Genomic DNA, 21,525 nt, shown 5'->3' on the forward strand with positions numbered 1-21,525 from the left:
ACCCCGCGGGTACGATGAAATCAATCAAGCCCGCCGCGCCGGGAAACTTCGGCTGGCCCTACTTCATCGCCAACAACTACCCGTACCATCACTACGATTATAACACCAAGACGGTGGGCGCGCCCTTCGACCCCGCCCACCCGGTGAATGCGGGGTGAACAACACCGGTCTGCGCGATCTCCCCCCTGCCCAGCCCGCTATGATCTACTGGCCGTACCGGGAACCGCGGGACTTTGTCGAGATGGGAGAAGGCGGCCGCACCGCTTGCGCCGGCCCCGTCTTCCACTGGCGGCCGGAGTTCGAGAAGACCGCAGGTTTCCTCAAGGACTTCGACGGCTGGCTGCTCTTCTGGGACTGGGAACGCCCCACCATCCGCTGGGCCCGGCTGGATCAGGACTCCAACTTCCTCGGGATCGAGCCCTTCACCGGGGCGGTCGTCACCGCCAACAAGCCTGAGGCCGTTGAGAAAGTGCAGCCGCAGATCGCCGGCGGCGCCACGCTCGTGAAGCGCCCCGTGGATGCCGTCTTCGGTACCGATGGCTGCCTCTACATCATGGACTACGGGGAGACCTGGGGGCCAAACAAGGACTCCCGCATGCTCAAGATCAGCTACCTGCGCGGCAATCTGCCCCCGCTCGCCCGGGCCAGTGCCGCCCCCACCTCGGGGAGAGAACCCCTCACGGTCCGCCTGAGCAGCGCCGGCTCCAAGGACCACGAAGGCGACGCGCTCAAGCATGAATGGCGGCTGCTCCCGGAGGGTCGGGTGATTTCATCCAACCCCGATGCGGAGGTGCGCATCGACCAGCCCGGCAACTATCAGGCCGAGCTGCGCGTGACCGATTCACACGGTGCCACCGGATCCGCCACCGTTTCCTTCCTCGTCGGCAACACCCAGCCCCAGGTGCACTTTGATGCCCCCCAGTCAGGTGATTTCTTCGATCCCGGCAAGCCCGTCAGTTATCAAGTCAGCGCCTCGGATGTCGAGGACGGCACCTCTTCCGCCAAGCCGGACGAGTTTGGAATTCGGACCTTGGTCAGCAGCCTGTTTCTGGATGCGTCGGGCAAGGAGCAGGCCTCCGATCCCGGCCTCGCCATCATGAAGAGCAGTGATTGCTTCAACTGCCACGGCGTGGAGCAGAAGATCGTCGGACCAGGGTTGTTGGAAATAGCGGAACGGTATCGCGGCCAGCCCGCCGCGCTGGAGACAGCGGTCAATCGTGTCCGACAGGGCAGCACGGGCGTCTGGGGTCCGCTCCCCATGCTGCCCCACCCTCAGCACACCACGGATGAGGTCACGATCATGCTCCGCTGGGTCTTTGGTCTGGAGAAGGGCAAGGGCGGCCCCACCCTCACCCGCGGCCTGAGCGGCACCATCACCGCCCCCAACACCGGCACTCCGGGGCAGTTCGTGCTGGAGGCCGCCTACACCGACGCGGGCCGGGCTCCGGCAGGCACGCTCACCGGCAAGGCTAGCGTTGCCCTCCGCACCCGCCGCTGGGAGGCGGAGGACGGCGAGGTCAACGGCCCCCGGATCAGTGGCAACGGCAGCGCCAGTGGCAAGAAGGTCCTCGGCTCCATCAATGACAAGCACACCATCCGGTTCGAACACGTCAATCTCGCCCAGGTCGGCGGGTTCACCGTTCGCGCCTCCTCGGGGAATGTCGGCGGCGTGGTGGAACTCCGCACCGGCAGCCCGGACGGCGCGCTTCTGGGCAAGGTGGAGGTGCCCAACACCGGTGGCTGGGACAAGTGGATCGAACCCGCTTCCCGTTTTGCCAGCCCGATCGAGGGGCGAACCGATGTGTACGCCGTCTTCGTCAATCCCGGCAAGGGCGGCCTCATGAACTTGGACTGGGTCCAGTTTGATCCGCGCTGATTCCGCCGGTACCTTGCGGGCATGCCCCTCAACACAGGTCATGGCCGCACTCCTGCCTCCAACGCAGACGGAAACTCCGTCCCTGCCCCCTCCCCCTTCAAGCCTGTGTGTGTCGATCTCTGGTGGGCTGTGCCCGGCCTTCTTGCTGGCACGTCGATGCCCTATGTGCATCCCTTTCGTTATGACGTGGAGACCGCAGCACTCACGGATTTCGACGACGAGCTCCCCGTCCTCTGGCACTCCGGCATTCGCGCCGTCGTCGGTCTGTTGAACATTCCCAGCGCCCCTGAAACCTATCGGAGCGCCGGTTTCGACTACTGCTGGCTGCCCATCGTGGATGGCGGCATCCCCACCCGGGAGCAGTTCGAGGAGTTCCTTCGTTTCATGCACAAGCAAGCCGCGTCCCGCAACCCGGTTGTCGCCCACTGCGTAGCAGGCCTGGGCCGCACCGGCGTCCTCCTCGCCGCCTATCTCGTCACCCAAGGTCAGGATCCTCAATCCGCCGTCCTCGCCGTCCGCAGCGTCCGCCCCGGCGCCGTCGAAACCCGCCGCCAAGTGGAGTTCCTTTTTGAGGTAGAGAGCTGGCGGAATGCGGGTGAGTTACCGTCTGCGACAAACGGGTAGATTCAAAGGTGCGGTCCCCGCACTCTTGCGAGTGCGGGGACGGCGCGGTTTGAGCAGCATCCCTGGCTGCGGTTCAACATCTCGCTTCAACGGAGCCGCTCTCTTGCGAGAGCGGAGACACGGTCTGGAGTATGGCGGCTGGTGCCCGCGGGGTCCGGCTTCAACGAAGCCGCTCTCTTGCGAGAGCGGAGACACAGATTGAGGGTCTCCCCCTGGCTCGCCACGGACTGGCTTCAACGAAGCCGCTCTCTTGCGAGAGCCGAGACGCCGCCCTTCTGCACCTGCACCCCGTCACACCACGCAACGCTTCAACGAAGCCGCTCTCTTGCGAGAGCGGAGACTCGGTGGAGTTCGCCGCCCTGCTTTTACTCCAGCACATGCTTCAACGAAGCCGCTCTCTTGCGAGAGCGGAGACAGAGGCCAGGTCAGGGCCTCAAGGATCGCTCGTGACAGCTTCAACGAAGCCGCTCTCTCGCGAGAGCGGAGACGAGTGAGGCCCTAGCCGAAGCTACCTACCCCCACCTAGCTTCAACGAAGCCGCTCTCTCGCGAGAGCGGAGACCCCTGGGCTCCGGGCACGCCCTGGAACCCTTGAAATCCGCTTCAACGAAGCCGCTCTCTCGCGAGAGCGGAGACGCGGACGCCAAAGCGCAAATTGATTTGCTGGAGGCCAGGCTTCAACGAAGCCGCTCTCTCGCGAGAGCGGAGACGATCGAAGGACGTGGCCGACTCTTACTGCGGCGTCTAGCTTCAACGAAGCCGCTCTCTCGCGAGAGCGGAGACAAGGCCGCAAAGTACCAGCTCACGAGCTACTCGAACCGGCTTCAACGAAGCCGCTCTCTCGCGAGAGCGGAGACTTCAGAGTCTCCACCTCTCCTGTAGCCTTTTCCATCTTGCTTCAACGAAGCCGCTCTCTCGCGAGAGCGGAGACTCCAGAGACCACCACCTTGCCCTTCAGCTTGCCCAGGCTTCAACGAAGCCGCTCTCTCGCGAGAGCGGAGACCAGACACAAGGGAACCTTCCCGCCACTAAATCAGGCTGGCTTCAACGAAGCCGCTCTCTTGCGAGAGCGGAGACTAGAGCGAAGGCCCCAGCAATAGCGCCGCCAATGCCCTGCTTCAACGAAGCCGCTCTCTTGCGAGAGCGGAGACCTTCATGAAGGAGTCGCTCGAAAAAGCGAATGGCGTGCTTCAACGAAGCCGCTCTCTTGCGAGAGCGGAGACCCTGCATGACATCTGCTCACACACTGCGGACGCTGGCAGCTTCAACGAAGCCGCTCTCTTGCGAGAGCGGAGACTCTGAAGAGCGCAGTAGCCCTCACTGCCAATGCCTGCGCTTCAACGAAGCCGCTCTCTTGCGAGAGCGGAGACAACGTGATTGGCCCGAAGACTTCGAATTCGAAAACGGGCTTCAACGAAGCCGCTCTCTTGCGAGAGCGGAGACGGATTTCGTGTGGTATCCCATTTGCCATTTCTGATTTGCTTCAACGAAGCCGCTCTCTTGCGAGAGCGGAGACCGGTGGGCCTGATCGACGAAGGGGACGGTACCTCGCTGCTTCAACGAAGCCGCTCTCTTGCGAGAGCGGAGACAGCCCCTCCTTGCAGATATCGCCCAGAGTAGCCTCCTGCTTCAACGAAGCCGCTCTCTTGCGAGAGCGGAGACGGGGATGCACTTTGAAGGCCCAGACGCCCACCTGTTTGCTTCAACGAAGCCGCTCTCTTGCGAGAGCGGAGACTCAGGCTCCCAGCACTGGTTGGATCAGACTCAAGTCGTTGCTTCAACGAAGCCGCTCTCTTGCGAGAGCGGAGACTCCACAACAGCGCGGCATTGCGCACCCACCCAGACTCGCTTCAACGAAGCCGCTCTCTTGCGAGAGCGGAGACCTTACTGCTGGGCCACAGGCCTGATCGAACTCTCCAACGCTTCAACGAAGCCGCTCTCTTGCGAGAGCGGAGACACTTTTGGTGTTGGACTTCAAGGTCCCCCTTCCCTGGCTTCAACGAAGCCGCTCTCTTGCGAGAGCGGAGACCGCCGCCATAGGGCTCCACATAGACCTTGTGGTCAGGGCTTCAACGAAGCCGCTCTCTTGCGAGAGCGGAGACTTCACCCGATGCACTCGATACGATCCGGCACACGTCGCTTCAACGAAGCCGCTCTCTTGCGAGAGCGGAGACCTTGCGTGGGATCACTCGCACCAGCTCCCACGCAGGGCTTCAACGAAGCCGCTCTCTTGCGAGAGCGGAGACTACACCCATGTGGAAATGGATGCGATGGCCAAGGCTCTGCTTCAACGAAGCCGCTCTCTTGCGAGAGCGGAGACGGGTTCTGCTGGACTTCAAGGAGCAGGCGCAGGCGCAGCTTCAACGAAGCCGCTCTCTTGCGAGAGCGGAGACGACCTATGCAAAAAACGCTCCAGGGATCGGTCGTAGTTGCTTCAACGAAGCCGCTCTCTTGCGAGAGCGGAGACGTTCACGTCGTTGTGCCGGTCGATCGCCCATTGCACAGCTTCAACGAAGCCGCTCTCTTGCGAGAGCGGAGACGGGATGAGGGTCGTCCTCCATTACCCGGCTGGACGGCTTCAACGAAGCCGCTCTCTTGCGAGAGCGGAGACCCAAGAGACTTCTACGGACCCAGCAGACTGCATCTAGCTTCAACGAAGCCGCTCTCTTGCGAGAGCGGAGACATCATGTCCGCAGTGGGGTCAATCGTGACGGCAGGAATGCTTCAACGAAGCCGCTCTCTTGCGAGAGCGGAGACCGATTGCCTCCTTGATTCGCGGGATCTCCTTCAGGGCTTCAACGAAGCCGCTCTCTTGCGAGAGCGGAGACGTCGATCATGGCTGCTAGTGCTTCTGCCGGTGTGCTGGGCTTCAACGAAGCCGCTCTCTTGCGAGAGCGGAGACTGGCTGGTGGCCTATGCTGCCAATCAACTCCCTTAGCTTCAACGAAGCCGCTCTCTTGCGAGAGCGGAGACCTCAGACTCTACTAAACAACTCAAACTGAACATACTATGCTTCAACGAAGCCGCTCTCTTGCGAGAGCGGAGACTGGACTGCACCGGCTCCCCATGCCGATCCATCAGCCGGCTTCAACGAAGCCGCTCTCTTGCGAGAGCGGAGACCGGTTCTGCTGCAGCGCCTGCAGAGCCGCCAGGCCACTGCTTCAACGAAGCCGCTCTCTTGCGAGAGCGGAGACTCATTGATGCCGAGGGGCGGGAGCGCCTCATGGCCCTGCTTCAACGAAGCCGCTCTCTTGCGAGAGCGGAGACCAACCCTATGAAATCGCGCCCCTGCTCATTCATCCGCGCTTCAACGAAGCCGCTCTCTTGCGAGAGCGGAGACAACCGGGGGAGACCGCGAAGCATTTGCAGGCCCGCTGGCTTCAACGAAGCCGCTCTCTTGCGAGAGCGGAGACCTGGCATAATCCGACTGCCGTCTTTCTGGGGGATAGGCTTCAACGAAGCCGCTCTCTTGCGAGAGCGGAGACCACGGGCTTTGCTCTGGAGACCTTCCAGTTTGACCTGCTTCAACGAAGCCGCTCTCTTGCGAGAGCGGAGACTATTTGGTTTGTTTGAGTATGTGTTTCTGACTGAAACGCTTCAACGAAGCCGCTCTCTTGCGAGAGCGGAGACCGAGCTCGACGAGCTTACGGCAGAGCGTCTTGAGATAGCTTCAACGAAGCCGCTCTCTTGCGAGAGCGGAGACAGAAAAGAACGAGCAAGATTGTTTTCATGGCGGAAAGGCTTCAACGAAGCCGCTCTCTTGCGAGAGCGGAGACTGAGGCATCACGCTGCGGCCCTTGGTTCAATCTACGTGCTTCAACGAAGCCGCTCTCTTGCGAGAGCGGAGACCATCATTGCGCCCCACCGCTTCGGCTCATCCAATGAGCTTCAACGAAGCCGCTCTCTTGCGAGAGCGGAGACGGGAAACAGCTATGGCCAAGTGGCGGAGTGGGCGGGGCTTCAACGAAGCCGCTCTCTTGCGAGAGCGGAGACTCGCTGAAATGCTTCACCGCCGCAGCTTTCGAATAGCTTCAACGAAGCCGCTCTCTTGCGAGAGCGGAGACCTTTGAATTTGGCCCACTCGCCAGCAGCCTCCGTGGCTTCAACGAAGCCGCTCTCTTGCGAGAGCGGAGACAGAGGCCTGCCGCGACGTAAGTCACGCTTACGAACTTGGCTTCAACGAAGCCGCTCTCTTGCGAGAGCGGAGACTATTAAAACGGCCCAGTCTGCGCGCCAGGCGGAAATTGCTTCAACGAAGCCGCTCTCTTGCGAGAGCGGAGACTTACTTGACCTCTGGGCGAATCCCAGCGGCTTGGCTGGCTTCAACGAAGCCGCTCTCTTGCGAGAGCGGAGACTGAAATAACCTCCAAAGAAGTCAGGTCATCCAGATTGCTTCAACGAAGCCGCTCTCTTGCGAGAGCGGAGACCGGCATCGCGGATCTAGAGTCGTTGCTCGCTGCTGTGCTTCAACGAAGCCGCTCTCTTGCGAGAGCGGAGACAACCCATTACTTGGAGGGATGTCATCAAGGATTACGCCGCTTCAACGAAGCCGCTCTCTTGCGAGAGCGGAGACAGCCTCCATGTAGGGCATTCAGCATCAAAATGCAACAGGCTCATTTGCGAGCGGTCACATGAAATCCCCTCGCACTTAACCATGCGACGCCGTGAACGAGCCACAAACTCCTCGACATCAATACGCGAGCGCCTCCCGGACCTTCCGACTGCACCTGACCACTCGCCCGCCATGGCGGGCGCTCCCACTCGTCTTGATTTACTGAATGTCAAAGATCGCCTCCTTCCCTGTTCCCCCTTCCCCTGCGGTGCTTCACACCACGTAGCAGGGAGCGTCAAAGCGTGCGTAGGGCAGCCCCACCGACGCGATGACACGGTCTCCCCGGCCCTCACTGGGGCCCAGAGAGACAAACAACACCTGATCTTCATCGTGCTTGATCACATCTCTCAGTTCACGCTCCAGCCGGGTTCGCTCTCTCGGGTTCAGATCACACTCGAAAACCGAGTACTGCAAATGGGTACCATGGTTCTTGCAGACCTTAAACACCTTTCTCAACCGCTTGTCGTCAGCGATGTCGTAGCACACCAGATACGTGATCCGGCTGGAAATCACCGAGGCGGAATGACGGGACATGGCGTGAGAGTGGTGAAGAGTTTTGTAACAAGTGTTTGGATCATTCAGAATCTGCTTTCCCCTTATCCCTCTTCCCTTTTCCCTGTGCTTAGCGCGTCACCATCGGGATGTACTCCTTGATTTCCCCCGTCAGATACCGGGCCAGAATTCTCGCCTGCAGTTCCAGCACCCGCCGGTAGCTGACCTTGTAGTCGAACACCGGATGCGTGATGATGCTGCCCATGCGTTGTTCGTACGCTTGGAAGAACACCTTGCGTCCATGAGACGTGAGATTGACGCCCTCGCCTGCCCTCACGAAATGGTCCGGCACCAGCATGCGATTGTTAATGGCAGTGAGCACCACACTCTCTGCCACTAGAGGGCGAAATTCCTCCATCAGATCCAGCGCCAGAGCCGGGCGGCCGTAGCGCGGCTGATGGTAAAAGCCCACATAGGGATCAAACCCCACCGCATGAGCCGCGATCGTGCAATCCTTGGCCAACAAACTGTAGGCCAGAGAGAGCAGCGCATTCACCGGGTCCGTGGGTGGACGCCGACTGCGCTTGGTAAAGTCAAAGGTGAAGACACTCTCCTCCGGTGCTCGCGTGGCAGAGGCTGACTCTAGCCCTGGGATCTCGTCATCATCATCCGCCGCCCCCACCTTGATCATCCCGGCAAAGTGCTGCAAGTACAATGCCGCCGCCGCGCCTTCAATGCCAAGCAGTTCCTCCAGAGACCTCGCCCCCAGCGCGTCCTGACTCGCCTGCTTCAGCCGGGCCAGCACGGCTGCCGGGGGCTCCACATGCAGCCGCATCAGCAGCGTCCTGTGATTGCGGATCTTTCCCGCTACAAATTTCCGCGATACCGCCAGGCAACGCATTGGATCATCCGCAGCACGGAACTGCTCGATGCGTGTGAACACATTTTTCGTCGCATGACCACGCGTTAAACCATAGAACCACCCGCCGGTGGAGAAGTAGGCGAGCGGGATCTCCTTCTCGCACAGCACCTGCACCGCCTGGGTCGTCATCTGCACATTGCCGAAGAGCGCCACATGCGTCAGATCACTGAGGCGAAACTCTTCCACCACGGCGGCTCCGTCTTTCACCACCAGCAGTTCGCCGCTGCGCCCCACGTGATAACCGGGAGTGGACAGATACAACGCCCGCGCATCGTCCCGCGCCGCCATCAGTCGGCGGGGCGCCCCGTTGGCAGCGACTTGCTTTCCTGATCCCGCTTCGCCCGCGAGCTCCCCTTCAGGCAATCCTTCCTCCCTCTGTGGCTTCCGTTCAGCCAGCATCCAGGTCTCATCCGGCAGGCACACTGGTGCCAGCGAGCACCGCACACATTTGGGCGAGCCCACCAGTGGGGGCGGCATCGGCCCACGGGCCGTCTCTCGCGCCAGGGCGATTTGAGCGATGATCCACCTCTCCAGCCCTTCGGTCATCGGCAGGCGCACCCGCTGTTTCGTCGCCCGGTAGTAGATCACCCCTTCCTCGCATTGGTAACCGTTGTCCCGCAGGATCAGAATCTGCAGCCCCAGCTGCATCTTGTCAGCATCCCACAGTTCGTTGGCGTCCGCCCCCTTCTTGGGGGCACCCGCCTTGTAGTCCACGGGCGTCACCGTTTTGATCTCCCGTGACTTGGCCCCTTTCTCACCTGTCACGGTCCCCATTCGGACCTCGATCAGATCCATCTTCGCCAGCACCCCCAGCCGCACTGAGCTCAGCGTGGCCGAGCGCGAGTGAATGATGCGATCCCCGTCCTTTTCTTCGACAGCAGCCCCGGCCCCGCCGCCGTCCGGTTCGACCTCCACATTTTCTGATGTGGCATCAACTTGAGAAATCGCGCCCCCTTCATCAGGCACTTCGTCAGGATCGGCCGCTGCCTTGGCCCCTTCAGCGAACCAATCCCCATCGTCACCTTCCTTCTCTGCGTTGGGCGCCCCCTTCTTCCCTCCTGCTGCTTTCTTTGCCTGCGGCAGATCACCTTTGCCTTTGTCCACCTTGGCATGCAGCGCACTGCCCCGCTCCGTGTCCGCGTTGGCCACAAACACACCCTCCACATACTCGTAGTAGAAGAGCCGGGGGCAATACACAAACTCATTGAGCATCCGCGAAGGCAACACCTCCTGCTGCGGCAGCGTCTCCGGGACATGGCCAGGGTCCACCTTTGCGACGACCTCCGAAAAGCGCAACCCATCAGGCTCAAACTCTTCTGGCGTCTCCGGCGATACCTTGTCACCCCTTGCCTCAAGGCCCTGCTCGGCAGCACCTTTCTCATCCAGCGGCCTCGGCACCTCCGCTTTCTGCTCCGCCGTGGTTTTCAGCGCAGGAGTTCCCCAATCCAACTCTTGCTGCTGCACTGCCAACCGCCGCGGAGCCGCCCGCAGAGGCCCCTGCACAGGCGGTGTCGCAACTGTATTCGGGTGTTGCCCAACTCCTTTTGCAGCCTCGTTGGTGACACCACCCTGCTCGACAGGAGCCGACACTGATTCCGATTTCGCTTCCTGTTCCGCCACGTCTGGCGCGGTCTGCACCGGCTCACCTTTCCCACCCCCACCTGAAAAGAGCTCCAGCTCTGGATGCCCGACAGGTGGTTGAGCCTCCGGCAACGGCAACAGAATCTCCGCGCCTTCCTCCCCTGTCGTCAGCGGAGCCGGCGCACGAGCAGTGCGAATGCGAGGTGGCGTGGGCGGGTCCATCGCGGCAAATCAGCGGGGATTTCAATATGCGCCCTTATTCGCAATAGCAAAGCAAAAAATATGTGACAGCTTGCAATAAACGACCAAGCCCCCATTCCAACCACACTCTGGAGCAAACATACTGCCCTCCCTAGGGCGACGGTCATCGCCGCTCCCAGCCTCCGAGTTCCCCCTGCCCCTCAGCCGTTTTGCTTGGTGGAACCCGCTTCCGCGAGTTGCACCCGTCTCAGCAGGTCACTGCGCATGAAGTTCATGAGGAAGGAATTCAGGGAACAACACACCAGCGCGAGGTTTTGCGCCGGCAGACGATAGGGATTCGCCGTCAGGTGCCCATGCACAAAGATGTGACGGATGCAGGCCCCCAGCGTGAGCACGGAGAAGTCATGCCCCTCCCGATAGCGCTTCAGGAACTCCTCGTGCACTGGCAGGATCGACTGGGTGATGAGGAATTCCGTGAGTTTGTGTTCAGGGTCCTGCGCCCGACATTCACCGGCCAGATCGTGCACCAGCTTCCGCGGATGGTGGGCGAAGAGATTCCGGTACGGCGGGCGGTCATTTGCCAGGTCCGCATACCTCTCGAAGACCGACCACGTGAAGAAGATCGTAAGCGTGACGCCCAGTGCCTTATGATCTCGATAGCATCATAGATGTCGAGGTTTGAAAAGGTATGACGTCTATGAGTACGACGTCATTGGTTTTGAAGCAGGACGGGCTGGGGCGTGTGCGCACCCCGGTGACACGACGAGAGGCATTGCTCGCGGAGTTCGCCCGCAGCGGCCTGAGCGGGGCACGCTTTGCGACCCTGGCTGGCGTGAACTATCAAACCTTCATGGGCTGGGTGCACAAGCAAAACCGCCGCTCGGGCAGAACAGTGTCAGCCCAGCGACCGCCGCGCTTTGTTGAGGTGGAGGCAGCTCCTGCCCCGGAGCCGACGCTGCCGCTGATCATTGAGCTGGCCGCGGGCATCACCCTGCAACTGCACCATGCCAGTCAGGTGCCCCTGGCAGGTGAACTCCTGCGCAACCTCGCCCACCCATGTTGAGCTTCACCGGCGGGCTCAAGATCTTCGTGGCCCTCGAACCCTGCGATATGCGCAAGGGCTTTGGCAGTCTCTGTGGGGCGGTGTACGACCATCTCAAAGAGGACGTGCGCAACGGGGCGCTCTATGTCTTTGCCAACAAGCGGCGTACCCGGCTCAAGATCCTCTACTGCGATGGCACCGGGATGTGGCTGCTGACCAAGCGGCTGGACGCTGGCACGTTCTTCTGGCCGCGCTCTTCCCAGGCGGGCCAGACCAAGATGGCCCTCACCCCGGAGATCTTTGCGCTGCTCACCGACGGCATCGACCTCCACCAGGCCAAGATGCGACCATGGTACGAGCGCACCCCGGCGGTGCCGGCATAAAAAGGAAACAACTCTTCTTGCAGCCCTGCGCGTCATGTTCATCATGGTGTCCCACCATGATGAGCCCCCGCGAAGCCCAGCTGACCCAGGAGGTCAGTTTGTTGCGCGAGAAGACCCAGCTGCTTGAGCAGGAGAACAAGCTTCTGCGCGACAAGGTCGACGCCCTCATCAAGCGGCTCTTTGGGGCCAGCAGCGAGAAGCTCGACGCCAACCAGCTGCTGTTGCTGCTGCAAGGGGATGACGGGCCAAAAAAAGCCGAAGCCTCCAGCGCAAGTTGCGCCGCCCTGGAGGCTGAACTGGCCAAACCCGCACCAGGCCATCCCAAGCCCAACAAGCCGCGCCGCGCTCCTCAGCCGCGGGTGCCCGAACACCTGCCCGCCGTGGAAGAGGTGGTCGATCCTGTAGAGGTCACCAACAACCCGCAGGACTGGCGCTGCATTGGCCAGGAGGTCACCGAGCTGCTGGACTTTGAGCCGGGCCAGTTCCTGCGCCGCCGGTTGATCCGCCGCAAGTATGTCCGGCGCGATGCCGGCCATGAAGCACCTGTGATCGCTCCACTGAGCACGCTTCAAGAGCGCAGCATCGCGGCTCCTGGATTGCTGGCCCAGATCATCACGGCCAAGTACTGCGACCACCTGCCGCTGTACCGCCAGGAGCGCATCTACGCCACGCGACACGGCGTGGAGCTGCCGCGCCAGAGCCTGTGCCGGTGGCTGAAGCTGGCGGTGGAGTGGTTGCAGCCGGTGTATGAGCAGATCAAGGCGGAGGTGCTGGCCACCGGTTATGTGCAGATGGACGAGACGCACATTGACTACCTGAGCCCCGGGCACGGGCGGACCAAGACCGGTCAGTTATGGGCCTGCGGCAATCCACAGGGCGGAGTGTTTTACACCTGGCAGCTGGGCCGGGGGGCCGACTGTGTTGCCAACATCCTGCCGGTGAACTTTGGCGGGCACGTACAGAGCGATGGCTACGCGGCCTATGGCAGCCATGTGGCGCAGAGTGAAGCGGCCATCACACTGCTGGGGTGCTGGGCCCATGCCCGTCGCTACTTTGTGGAGGCCAGAGATGAAGCGCCGCAATACGCGGGACTGATCCTGCTGCAGATCCGTCATCTGTATGCGGTGGAAGCCAGGCTGCGGGAGCAGCGGGCCGGGCCGCGCCTGTGTGAGGTGGTGCGTCAGCAGGAGTCTGCACCCATCTTGGAGCGCCTCCACAGGATGATCGAAGTCATGAGCCGCAAGGCGCGCTTTACCCCCAAGAGCGCGATGGGGCAGGCATTGACTTATGCACTCAACCAGTGGGAGCGCCTGGTGGTGTATGTGGAGGATGGCCGGCTGCAGATTGACAACAACCGCATCGAGAACGCGATGCGGCCTGCGGCATTGGGGCGCAAGAACTGGCTGTTCATTGGGGAGGCCGGGGCGGGGCAACTCACGGCGGTGTGCCTGACGATCATCGAGAACTGCCGCCGATGGGGGCTCAATTCGTTTGAGTACCTTCGCGACCTGCTGAGCCGGATGCCAACGATGACCAACCGTCAGATCAAGGACGTGACACCGGCCGCCGTGGCTGGGATGCTGGCCTGGCAACGGCCCATGGCCGCCTGACGCCCAGAGCCCTCAAATGTTAAAAGACGGAACCATCGGTGACGTTTACAGAAGATCTGCGTCAGAGCATCATACCCCGTCGCTGTTTCTTCCGTGAACCCCTTCAGGTGCAGCCCGCCAAAGCACGCCGCGAGCCTCAACCGGTTGGCAAACCGGTAGAACTCCTGCTTCTCCCCCACGAACCCCAGCACCTGCATCCGATCCCCCGCCCCTTTGATGAGGTCTCGAGCCCGATGGAAGCCGGGCAGGACTTCTTCGAGGTAGGGGTAGGCCAGGGGCTGGATTTCCGCTTCAAAAGGATCAGTCATTGCATGGGCGAGAGAATGAGATCGACTCGCAAAAAACTAGTGATCAAAGAGGTCTACGAATCATCCCTCTAGTGGCACAAAAAGACCGAGACCAGCAAATTTGCCACTTCCAATACAGAAGGGCCCCTTGAGCTTGATAGGCTGAGCACTGCCCTCCAAGATGTGCTCACGCCAGCAGATGCGCACGTGCAAGCGGCGGAAGCGCCGGCAATGGTCCGGAACGGAGTATCTCGATGCAAGATCGACCCCTTGAACAAAGCCAGTATCGCGCCATTGCAACTCGGCATTGGCTACAAGAGGTGCAGGCAGACCGGAATCGAGTAGCGCTTTCCGCAATAGACGTTCTATCCGCACATCGAGTTTGCGAAGAATCTGTGCTTTTTCTTCAGCGGAGAGGGCTGGCGCTTCAGGGCGCAAGCGTTTACGCAACTGGCGCGGATCGTCGTGACCTGGAAGAACGACTGGAGTCACCGTCGCCCAGACTGCAGATTCCTTCGAAAAATAACTGTCTACCGCCCTGTCCTTTTCCGACTGACGCCGAAGAAAAGCAGCAGGAAGCTTACTCTTTTCATCAATGAGTTCGCGACCTTCCAGGACTCGGACAATACGTGAAAACTCAGAATTCGGGCAGAACCCTTGAACCGTCACCAATACACGTCGGATCGCACCTGTTGTAAATCCACGTTCTTCTCCACGCCATTCGATTGAAGGAAGCGGCACAAAAACCAGTCGGGCAGAGTCCTGAGGGACATCGGAGTTTGTGGAACCACCTTTGTCATGCCCTAGGACGAAGGAGTCCACACGCTTCTTGTCCCACCCTAGAGCTGCGGCGAAGTCCGACTGGCTCGCTGTATGACGCAACATGCCCGCCAAATGCAAGCGACGCCATTGCGCGTCAAAGGAAGCATAGGTCCTGTCGTCAAGATTGCGCAGAGCCAAAATTGCATATGGAGGTCGAGCAATCTCTGTTTCACGCCGATAGGTTACCACGCGGAATTGCTCCAATGGGGGAACCGGGCTGAAGAATTGCTTCCCATCTCCGGTTGTCTGAAGTCTGCTTAGAAAGGCCGTGTGGCGTTCTTCTAATGCGGCGAATGTACCAGAAACGGGTACACGCAATGGAGAGCCACCAGATGTTTCAACAGGGAGCCAGCGTTCAAGGGAAGAGTCGATATGCGTTGACTCTTCAAAGGCGGCATCGACGACCACAAGATCAACTCCCCAACCGAGCCTCGAGGTAGCCTTGGCGATGACAGCTATCGTTTCCCGGATTGAAGCTATGGAAGAGCTCTCGCCAAGCTTCCAGATGTAGTGGACTGCACAACTTCCCCTCAAAACTAAAGGGCGGACTCTTTTCTCTGTACGGAACCCTGCAATGTCTATGGGGTGATTCTTGCTGTCGAAGTACTTACCATCTGACCACTGCTTCGCCACAAGATCTCCCACGTTGTCGGGAACGTAGAACTGGCAGCCAGTTGTTGGCGTGGCCTTGTCGGCGAATATTTCCGGTGGTTGCGTCAAGGCTTCAAACCAACGCAGGGCAGCGGCGTTTTGTTCTGCGATACCACTGCCATCTAGTCGAGCCGCTGCATTGGTGAGTGCTTGAAAGAGGCGCAGCGGCGAAGGTGGCCATTCAGACTCGCCGTTGTCGCTGCGACCATGGAATTCTCCGCCGAGAAAGTGGATGCTGATGCGGAAATATTCGGCCATGATAAGGTTTAAGCGGAGAGTGTCGCTTCGGCGAAGGTTTCTGAGTCGGAAGCCGCTTCAGTTCCTGGCCCTTTTTTCCCCTTCTTTGCGGCCTTAGCCGCTTTGGCAGCAGCTTTACCCGCGAGGTCGTCTCTGGCCACCGAAGGTTCAAAATCGACTGCTTTACCCTTCCATCCCCCTAAGGTGCTCTTTTCTTCGTCCTTCAGATCGACTCCTGCCCAAAATGCCCTTGTTGCCACTCGAGCGTATTCAAGCGCGTCGGCATGAGTGACAGCGACATTCGTGCGGTTGCCGTCTGCTGAGACCTCTTGGAACAAATGCTCTCCGTCCTCCTTTTTCACCAGAATCGTGCCTTGGCGGAGATATCCCCCAGGAAGTTTGGTAAATGCAACCAAGGCTAGACCGAGAATGTAGCGACGGAGTTTTTTTGTCTCCACCTCGTTGACAGAGGAAAGTAACCGCAATGCAGAAAGCGCTAGTGTGGCGTCCCGTCGGATGCCTTTTTCACCTGCAATCACACCGCCGTGGGTAGCAGTCGCAGGAACATGCGTGAATCCTGAAGTAGAGCGTTCTTTCTTGTCCTTCTCATCCTTGATAGGACCAAGTACCCGTTCGTCGTCATACACAGTCACGGGATCTGCGCTGCCACCGGCCCAATATTGCGCCGAACGCGTGAGTTGTTTCACGTCGTACGCTCGGATGGTGGAAGAGAGGAGTCGCGGCGCTTTGGCCTGAGTGTCACGAGAGTCCCAAACTCCGAACACGAGCGAAGTAGGCGCTATTCTAGCAAGAGATCCAGCATCACCCTTCAGCAGGGCCTTGAACGCGGCTTGCAACTCCGCCTGCAATGACGAGCAGCGCACAATAGCGTCCCCCGCACGATGTCCCGCATCAAGGAGATTAATCTCCTTTTCCCCAGCTTTGATGATAATCTGTGGCACAAGCCCAGCATAGTCATCAAGCTTGAACAGCGGCTCTATCCGGTTGGATTGGGATCCAATGCTGTCAACGAGAACAACATTCGTCCCGTCAGAGAAGCCATTAATGTTGTATCCACCTTTGAAAGTCTTGTCCTCGGAGGCTGCGTAGGTCGCCGGGAAGAAAACGGCGTCGGCGCCCTCCACGGGGACGAGTTGTTCGCGAACAACCAGAGCAGCCGGGCCGTCAACAGCAAGATAGTTGTCAAACCTTTTCAGAATGTTGTCACTCATAGTCTTAGTTAATAAGGTTATTTTCGGTAGATGTGCAAAATAACAGTTTATTTGTTCGAAATGGCTCGAGCATTGAGGAAAGCTTTGTGTTTCCGTTGCCCCGTCCGAAACCAACTTTCGAAACGGAAGCCATGGCTATGACTATCGGGCAGGACACCGTTGATGGCTCCGGACACGAGTGAAACGGGAAGCGGATGGGTCCAAACGTGATAATCGAAATTTCGCTGTATGTTTGGCACGGGCGCAGGAATAGCGCGCTGAAGACCAACGAGCGTGAGCAACTCTACGGCTGGAGAAGCTAGGGTTTCCAGCTTCAGATCATTTGCTGCAAAACCGACGTCACGCGAATGTGCGTTAGGTCCGCGATTGGAATCGAAGTAAAACGGCTCCACCTTGTTCGCAAGATTCGCAGGATCATAGGCAATGCGAGAGTCGAAGAGCAACCTCTCGTGATCGAAATCGGCGGCAAAACAACCACCCTTAACCGCAGCCTGCATAGCGCGGGCAATACGAGGCCCTTCCATCGTACCTGCCCAAACCTTGAGTGCAGCGGTGTTTCGATCAGCCGTTTTCCACCAATCAAGGCGAACATTAAAAGGCGCTTCAACCATAAGCGCCGAGGCAGTGGCATCGTCCGGATCAAGCGCGTTGATTTCAGCCTTCACAACTTTTTCAAGGAGGTCGGCAATGGTTGTTGTATTGGCCAGATGAAACCTCCATCCGCCTGTAGCGATAAGTTGTTGAAACCATCCAACCGAATTGGGTGACAAGCGGGCAGCAAGCTCCAAAAGACCGCAACAGGCAAAGTAATGACCAGGATTGGTCGGATTTACATCAAGAGTGATCGTTGGATTGGTTTCAGGCCGAACTTGCGTCGCTGGAGTTTGGCGGGGGAAAGGGCTAGTCTCAGGACTGCCTTGGGCTACAATGCCTGCACTGGCAGCGTAGTCTGCAGCACGGAGCAGAGATTCAAGCCAGGCAAGCCCCCAACGTCCGAAGCGGCACTGCAACCGGGCGAAACGGCGTGGAACATCTGTCGCAAGAGTAAGGATGCTCTCGCGTGTGACTTTATCGGAGCTGTCGAAAATCTCGGCTTCGGGAAAGTGTGGTCTAGCACGCCCGTGGTGGGCGGCTACTAGATGCAGGACGATGTCGCGCTCAACATCATTGAGCGAGGTGAAATCGGCGGAGTTGGTGACGTCGCTGAGCGAACCAAACTCATGTCGGTAATGCTCGGCAACTGTGCGGGCATTCATCCCTGGAGATGATTTCGCAAGAATAGTCTCCTGCTTGCCAGGGTCATATTTTACGTTGCCAATGTTGCGTTGCCATGAGGCCCGGTTTTTCCCCAGATCGTGCAAGCGTGCGGCGATGGTCAGCAGCTTCGCGAGATCTGGCGGTAGGAGCTTCTTGGCGATTGCGGTCGCATTGGCTTCGACAGATGCAGTGTGCGACGCAAGCGTTTCCGGTTGATTGTTCTGGGTAAAACGGCGCTCTTCACTGGCAACGTTTCTAGTTTCGAGCCAAACCCAGTAACGACTAGAAGCTGTGTCATCACCGCCTTCTACGGCGACCAGTTTGTCGATAGTGCGAACGAGACGGAAACCAGCAGGCACCTCAGGCGATAAGGTCCATTCACGCTTGCGCTTACACACCGCGTCATCTGACACAATATCGGCCACATCAGTTTCACCTGCTGCAGCACCAGAGGCACCTGGTGAGAGCATACCATTTTTGTCAATGCCACCGAGTGACGCAGGAAGGATGAGAGTGGCGTCGCCCAGGCGCGAAACAGCACGTTTCCTCTGTGCCTCTTCCACTTTTTTGTCATCGCTAGCACTTGCAGACTCCACCTCCTCGCCAGCTTCCTCCATATCATCATCTGCTTCCTGATCAGAGAACAACTGAGTCAGCGGAAACAACTCCACTTCGCCGTCCGCGCCCACAAGCCAAGCATCAGGCAGAGATGCATTGCCTTTCATCCGTTCCGACACAATATTTATGAGCTGATCAATAATCCGATCAGTGGAATCACGCAGAAGTTCGTGTGGTTTGAGAGGAAAATCTTCGAGGAGCTCCGCAGGAGGGTAGGCAGCGCGAAGCTGCGGTGTAGTGATCACATCAAGTTCCTCACGCCATGCGAGGTATGTTTCCGCAGGCTGCCACTCGGCGACGCCATGAAGATAGGGTGCGATTGGCGGGCGAGCCGAAATGTATTTACGTATGGAGGTAGAAGCCCATGCGTCGAACTGAACGTCGGTAGCGAAACGCAACGTGGGCAGAGGAGAAAACGCCGCAACACGGTCGTCTACAGGCAGTAAGTCAAGGGCGGCGGGGCTTGCGTTGCCGTGAAGCTTTCTCAGAACGTCTAACGTCCTGATGAAACGGAGAATACTCAGGTTTTTCTGCTGATAGGCGGCGACTTTTTTGTCCGCATCTTTTTTTGCAGCCTTGGCTTTCTCCAGCCCCTCATCGTAGCCGGTTTGAAGGTTCTCGCGATAGACAACGGAAATTTCGCTGTCACTACGCTCGCCAAAACGGTTCACACGACCAAAACGCTGGGCCATGCTTTCGTAAGTGGAAAGATCACAAACAAGGTCGTCAGCAGAGAGATTCACGCCAACCTCGCCTGCGCTTGTAGCAACAAGATAAACGGTGCCAGTAGCTGCTTCAACATCAGCGGCACGACTTGAATCAGGCAGAAACCGTTGAAACACAGCGTTACGAGACACGAGCTCGTCACGTTCCCTGCCACGCATCGTGCCCGTGAGTGCGGCTACAGCTTGTTTTGCTTTCTCGAGGCCACTGACAATTTTCCCTACAGCCTCCACTGAACGAGCAAAGATGAGCACAGCACGGTAGCTGTCGCGCTTTGCCAAGGCAAGTTCGAGGATCTTGTCACGTACGGAGCCATCATTTGACTTGTCCTTGCCGCCATCGACCCTGGTAACGGAGACAAGGGCAAGCCGCTTAACGGCGTTGAGCCGCTTTTTGACGGTGTCGTTGTCTGTATCCTTGTCGTTTGGATCCTCATCCAACCTAAACGGCTTTACATCACTCTCTAAATGAGCGCTACGACTGGTCGCAGTGAGTTCGATGACACGCAGTCCGCGAAAGTCCGCGTTGCGCCTCTGCTCAGTAACAATTGCGTCGAGCAGCGTCTGGAATGCGGGCTCCAAGTGAGCTTCGTCATGGACGACCAGTGCATCTTGAGCCAGGAAGCCGGCATGAAGAGGCCGTGTTTTGAAGCCTCGTGTGTATCGACTGAAGAGGAGACCGCTTCCGATCATGTCCACGGTACCGACAATAATGGCCGGTCGGCTCGGATCGGCGCACCACTCACCATTATCGGCAAACTGGCCTCGCAAAGTGCTAATAGCGAGCGGAGGCGCATCGAGCGTCGGAAGCGGAAGCGCACACAACGATGCAAGCGATTGGCGCACTTCAGCGAGAGCAGGTTTGATCAACTCCTTGCGAAGTCGTACAACTTCCTCCGTCGTTTGATCAACCACGGTGCGACGGTTAACGACATAAACAAGCCGTCGCGACACCCGGTCAGGATGGGTAGCCAAGGCGATAAGCCAGATAGCGACTATGGATGTCTTCCCGAGACCGGTGGGGATATTGGCCACCTTGGGTATCTCTCCACGAACGAACAATTCGTAGAGCGCCCGTTGCCATGGAAATGGCTCCACCCCAGCGAGATGGAAGAAGAGTTTGGAAAAGTCTGTTGAGACCATAGAACTCGGTACTTGCATTTGTTGAAGACTCCTGGTGCAGAGCAGGCGTCTCCCTAGCGGGTGCGGGTCAATGTCTTCTTCATAACGCGATCAGCTCAAAAAGATTTCATTTACTTTCCGTATATCTGAAAGCAGGATAGCGGCATTCCTCACTCTTGAGTCGAGGTACCATTGAAGCCGTATGTCTGAAAGCAGGTGGCACTCGCATGAAAAAACTTCCGCACTCGAAAGAGTGCGGACCCTTTTTATCCCGACATGAAGGCAAACAGGCATCGAAGGGCCCAGCCCCTGAATTCCAACCTGCATAGTCGAATGCCGGAGCTACTGCTTGGCTACTCTCGTGATCGAGACTCGCTCGGCCCCAATCTCTGCACCGAAAGGCAGAAGCACGCTCCACTGGCGGTTGCGACCATCGACGCTCATATGCAGGTCCATGGTTCCAGGAACCAGTGGAGCCTTCAGTGGATCGATGAGGACGAAATCCAGGCCCATCTGATTGATCGCAATTGTCCTCTCCGAGGTGACCAACTCCATCGTCACTACGGAAGAATGACCTGCTGGAGAAATTCGGGCGACCATGGATGATGAATTGATTCGAAGGACGGAGTTGTACCTCGCCAGGAATGGCATGCACATCACCGATGAATTGGGTGATGGCCTCCATGGTATCGTTCTTCTGGTGGAAGACAATCTGAATGGTGGCACGGCGGCGCTGAAGGTCCACCGTTATGCAGAGGCCTACGAGCGAGAAGTCCTGGTTTACAGACACTTTGAGGAGAGTCGAATCCTCAAAATTCGCGGACACAATGTGCCCCTGATGCTTCGATATTCCAATGAGCTCCTGGCCATAGAAATGACCACGGTAAGGCGACCGTTCCTTCTGGACTTTGCAGGTGCCTACCTTGACGGTGACGAACCTCAATTCACCCCTGAAGCATGGGATCAGTGGGAAGAGGACAAGAAAGAGATGTTCGGTGAAAATTGGGCAGCCACCAAAAAAATCCTCCAAAGCCTGCGAGCACACGGAGTTCACATGATCGATGTCAACCCCGGCAACATTGGGTTTGAAATGGAGGATCGCTGACATACCTCGTTCAAATGAAGCTCAGATTCTACGGCTTAACAAGTTTATCGACTAAATTTTCTGGTTGAGTCAACAAAAAAGCCAGACAACCTCACTCCTCCATCCAAAAAAGCTGCCCACAGTGAACTGG

At 58.6% G+C, this 21,525-nt stretch carries 14 protein-coding genes and 1 CRISPR repeat array; of the genes, 6 read left to right on the forward strand and 8 right to left on the reverse strand.

The annotated features are described in order from the left end of the window. Positions 1 to 199 precede the first annotated feature (199 nt). Both BV106_RS30070 and BV106_RS36485 read left to right on the forward strand, forming a co-directional pair. On the forward strand, positions 200 to 1,876 hold the full coding sequence (locus tag BV106_RS30070; RefSeq protein WP_038171074.1) for a carbohydrate-binding protein: 1,677 nt from the start codon (positions 200 to 202) through the stop codon (positions 1,874 to 1,876). A gap of 21 nt (positions 1,877 to 1,897) precedes the next feature. Continuing rightward, on the forward strand, positions 1,898 to 2,500 hold the full coding sequence (locus tag BV106_RS36485) for a protein-tyrosine phosphatase family protein (protein WP_051946520.1): 603 nt from the start codon (positions 1,898 to 1,900) through the stop codon (positions 2,498 to 2,500). Between the two features lie 83 nt (positions 2,501 to 2,583). Then, a CRISPR array of direct repeats spans positions 2,584 to 7,072; the repeat unit is 36 nt; unit sequence GCTTCAACGAAGCCGCTCTCTTGCGAGAGCGGAGAC. A gap of 252 nt (positions 7,073 to 7,324) precedes the next feature. Here BV106_RS36485 and cas2 read toward each other — a convergent pair. From cas2 to BV106_RS30090, 3 genes are all read right to left on the reverse strand, one after another. Then, a complete protein-coding gene (gene cas2, locus BV106_RS30080) occupies positions 7,325 to 7,645 on the reverse strand; it encodes a CRISPR-associated endonuclease Cas2 (protein ID WP_038171077.1) in 321 nt (106 codons plus the stop codon). Positions 7,646 to 7,733: 88 nt separating this feature from the next. After that, on the reverse strand, positions 7,734 to 10,328 hold the full coding sequence (gene cas1, locus BV106_RS30085) for a CRISPR-associated endonuclease Cas1 (RefSeq protein WP_063768026.1): 2,595 nt from the start codon (positions 10,326 to 10,328) through the stop codon (positions 7,734 to 7,736). Between the two features lie 179 nt (positions 10,329 to 10,507). Next, positions 10,508 to 10,834 carry a hypothetical protein gene (locus BV106_RS30090; RefSeq protein WP_038171079.1) on the reverse strand — a complete coding sequence of 109 codons (327 nt, stop codon included), beginning with the start codon at positions 10,832 to 10,834 and terminating at the stop codon, positions 10,508 to 10,510. Between the two features lie 170 nt (positions 10,835 to 11,004). On the opposite strand from BV106_RS30090, the gene BV106_RS30095 reads away from it, so the two are divergent. From BV106_RS30095 to BV106_RS30105, 3 genes are read left to right on the forward strand one after another with little or no spacing between them, the layout of a single operon-like run. Next, positions 11,005 to 11,370, forward strand: coding sequence for a hypothetical protein (locus BV106_RS30095; protein ID WP_265596219.1), 366 nt, complete (start codon positions 11,005 to 11,007; stop codon positions 11,368 to 11,370). Beyond that, on the forward strand, positions 11,364 to 11,732 hold the full coding sequence (tnpB, locus tag BV106_RS30100) for an IS66 family insertion sequence element accessory protein TnpB (protein ID WP_038171084.1): 369 nt from the start codon (positions 11,364 to 11,366) through the stop codon (positions 11,730 to 11,732). The genes BV106_RS30095 and tnpB overlap by 7 nt, the downstream gene beginning before the upstream one ends. A 56-nt stretch (positions 11,733 to 11,788) precedes the next feature. Continuing rightward, the gene (locus tag BV106_RS30105; RefSeq protein ID WP_265596220.1) at positions 11,789 to 13,342 is read left to right on the forward strand and encodes an IS66 family transposase; all 1,554 of its coding nucleotides are present in this window, start codon (positions 11,789 to 11,791) and stop codon (positions 13,340 to 13,342) included. Here the strand turns inward: BV106_RS30105 and BV106_RS30110 are convergent. From BV106_RS30110 to BV106_RS30130, 5 genes are all read right to left on the reverse strand, one after another. Next, positions 13,273 to 13,650 carry a hypothetical protein gene (locus tag BV106_RS30110; protein WP_038171086.1) on the reverse strand — a complete coding sequence of 126 codons (378 nt, stop codon included), beginning with the start codon at positions 13,648 to 13,650 and terminating at the stop codon, positions 13,273 to 13,275. The two genes, BV106_RS30105 and BV106_RS30110, sit on opposite strands and share 70 nt — an antisense overlap. A 60-nt stretch (positions 13,651 to 13,710) precedes the next feature. After that, complete coding sequence (gene csb2 / locus BV106_RS30115; protein ID WP_038171087.1) at positions 13,711 to 15,360, reverse strand: type I-U CRISPR-associated protein Csb2; 1,650 nt, start codon at positions 15,358 to 15,360, stop codon at positions 13,711 to 13,713. Positions 15,361 to 15,368: 8 nt separating this feature from the next. Beyond that, positions 15,369 to 16,571 carry a type I-U CRISPR-associated RAMP protein Csb1/Cas7u gene (gene cas7u / locus BV106_RS30120; protein ID WP_063768027.1) on the reverse strand — a complete coding sequence of 401 codons (1,203 nt, stop codon included), beginning with the start codon at positions 16,569 to 16,571 and terminating at the stop codon, positions 15,369 to 15,371. Positions 16,572 to 16,618: 47 nt separating this feature from the next. Then, the gene (gene cas3u / locus BV106_RS30125; RefSeq protein ID WP_038171088.1) at positions 16,619 to 20,311 is read right to left on the reverse strand and encodes a type I-U CRISPR-associated helicase/endonuclease Cas3; all 3,693 of its coding nucleotides are present in this window, start codon (positions 20,309 to 20,311) and stop codon (positions 16,619 to 16,621) included. Positions 20,312 to 20,632: 321 nt separating this feature from the next. After that, positions 20,633 to 20,890 carry a hypothetical protein gene (locus BV106_RS30130; RefSeq protein WP_265596221.1) on the reverse strand — a complete coding sequence of 86 codons (258 nt, stop codon included), beginning with the start codon at positions 20,888 to 20,890 and terminating at the stop codon, positions 20,633 to 20,635. Between BV106_RS30130 and BV106_RS30135 the strand changes: the two genes are divergently transcribed. Further along, positions 20,889 to 21,395, forward strand: a complete 507-nt coding sequence (locus tag BV106_RS30135) for a hypothetical protein (protein WP_051946522.1) — start codon at positions 20,889 to 20,891, stop codon at positions 21,393 to 21,395. The genes BV106_RS30130 and BV106_RS30135 overlap by 2 nt on opposite strands. Positions 21,396 to 21,525 lie beyond the last annotated feature (130 nt).

Origin of the sequence: Verrucomicrobium sp. BvORR106, assembly GCF_000739655.1 — a bacterium.
Taxonomy (GTDB): Bacteria; Verrucomicrobiota; Verrucomicrobiia; order Verrucomicrobiales; family Verrucomicrobiaceae; genus Verrucomicrobium.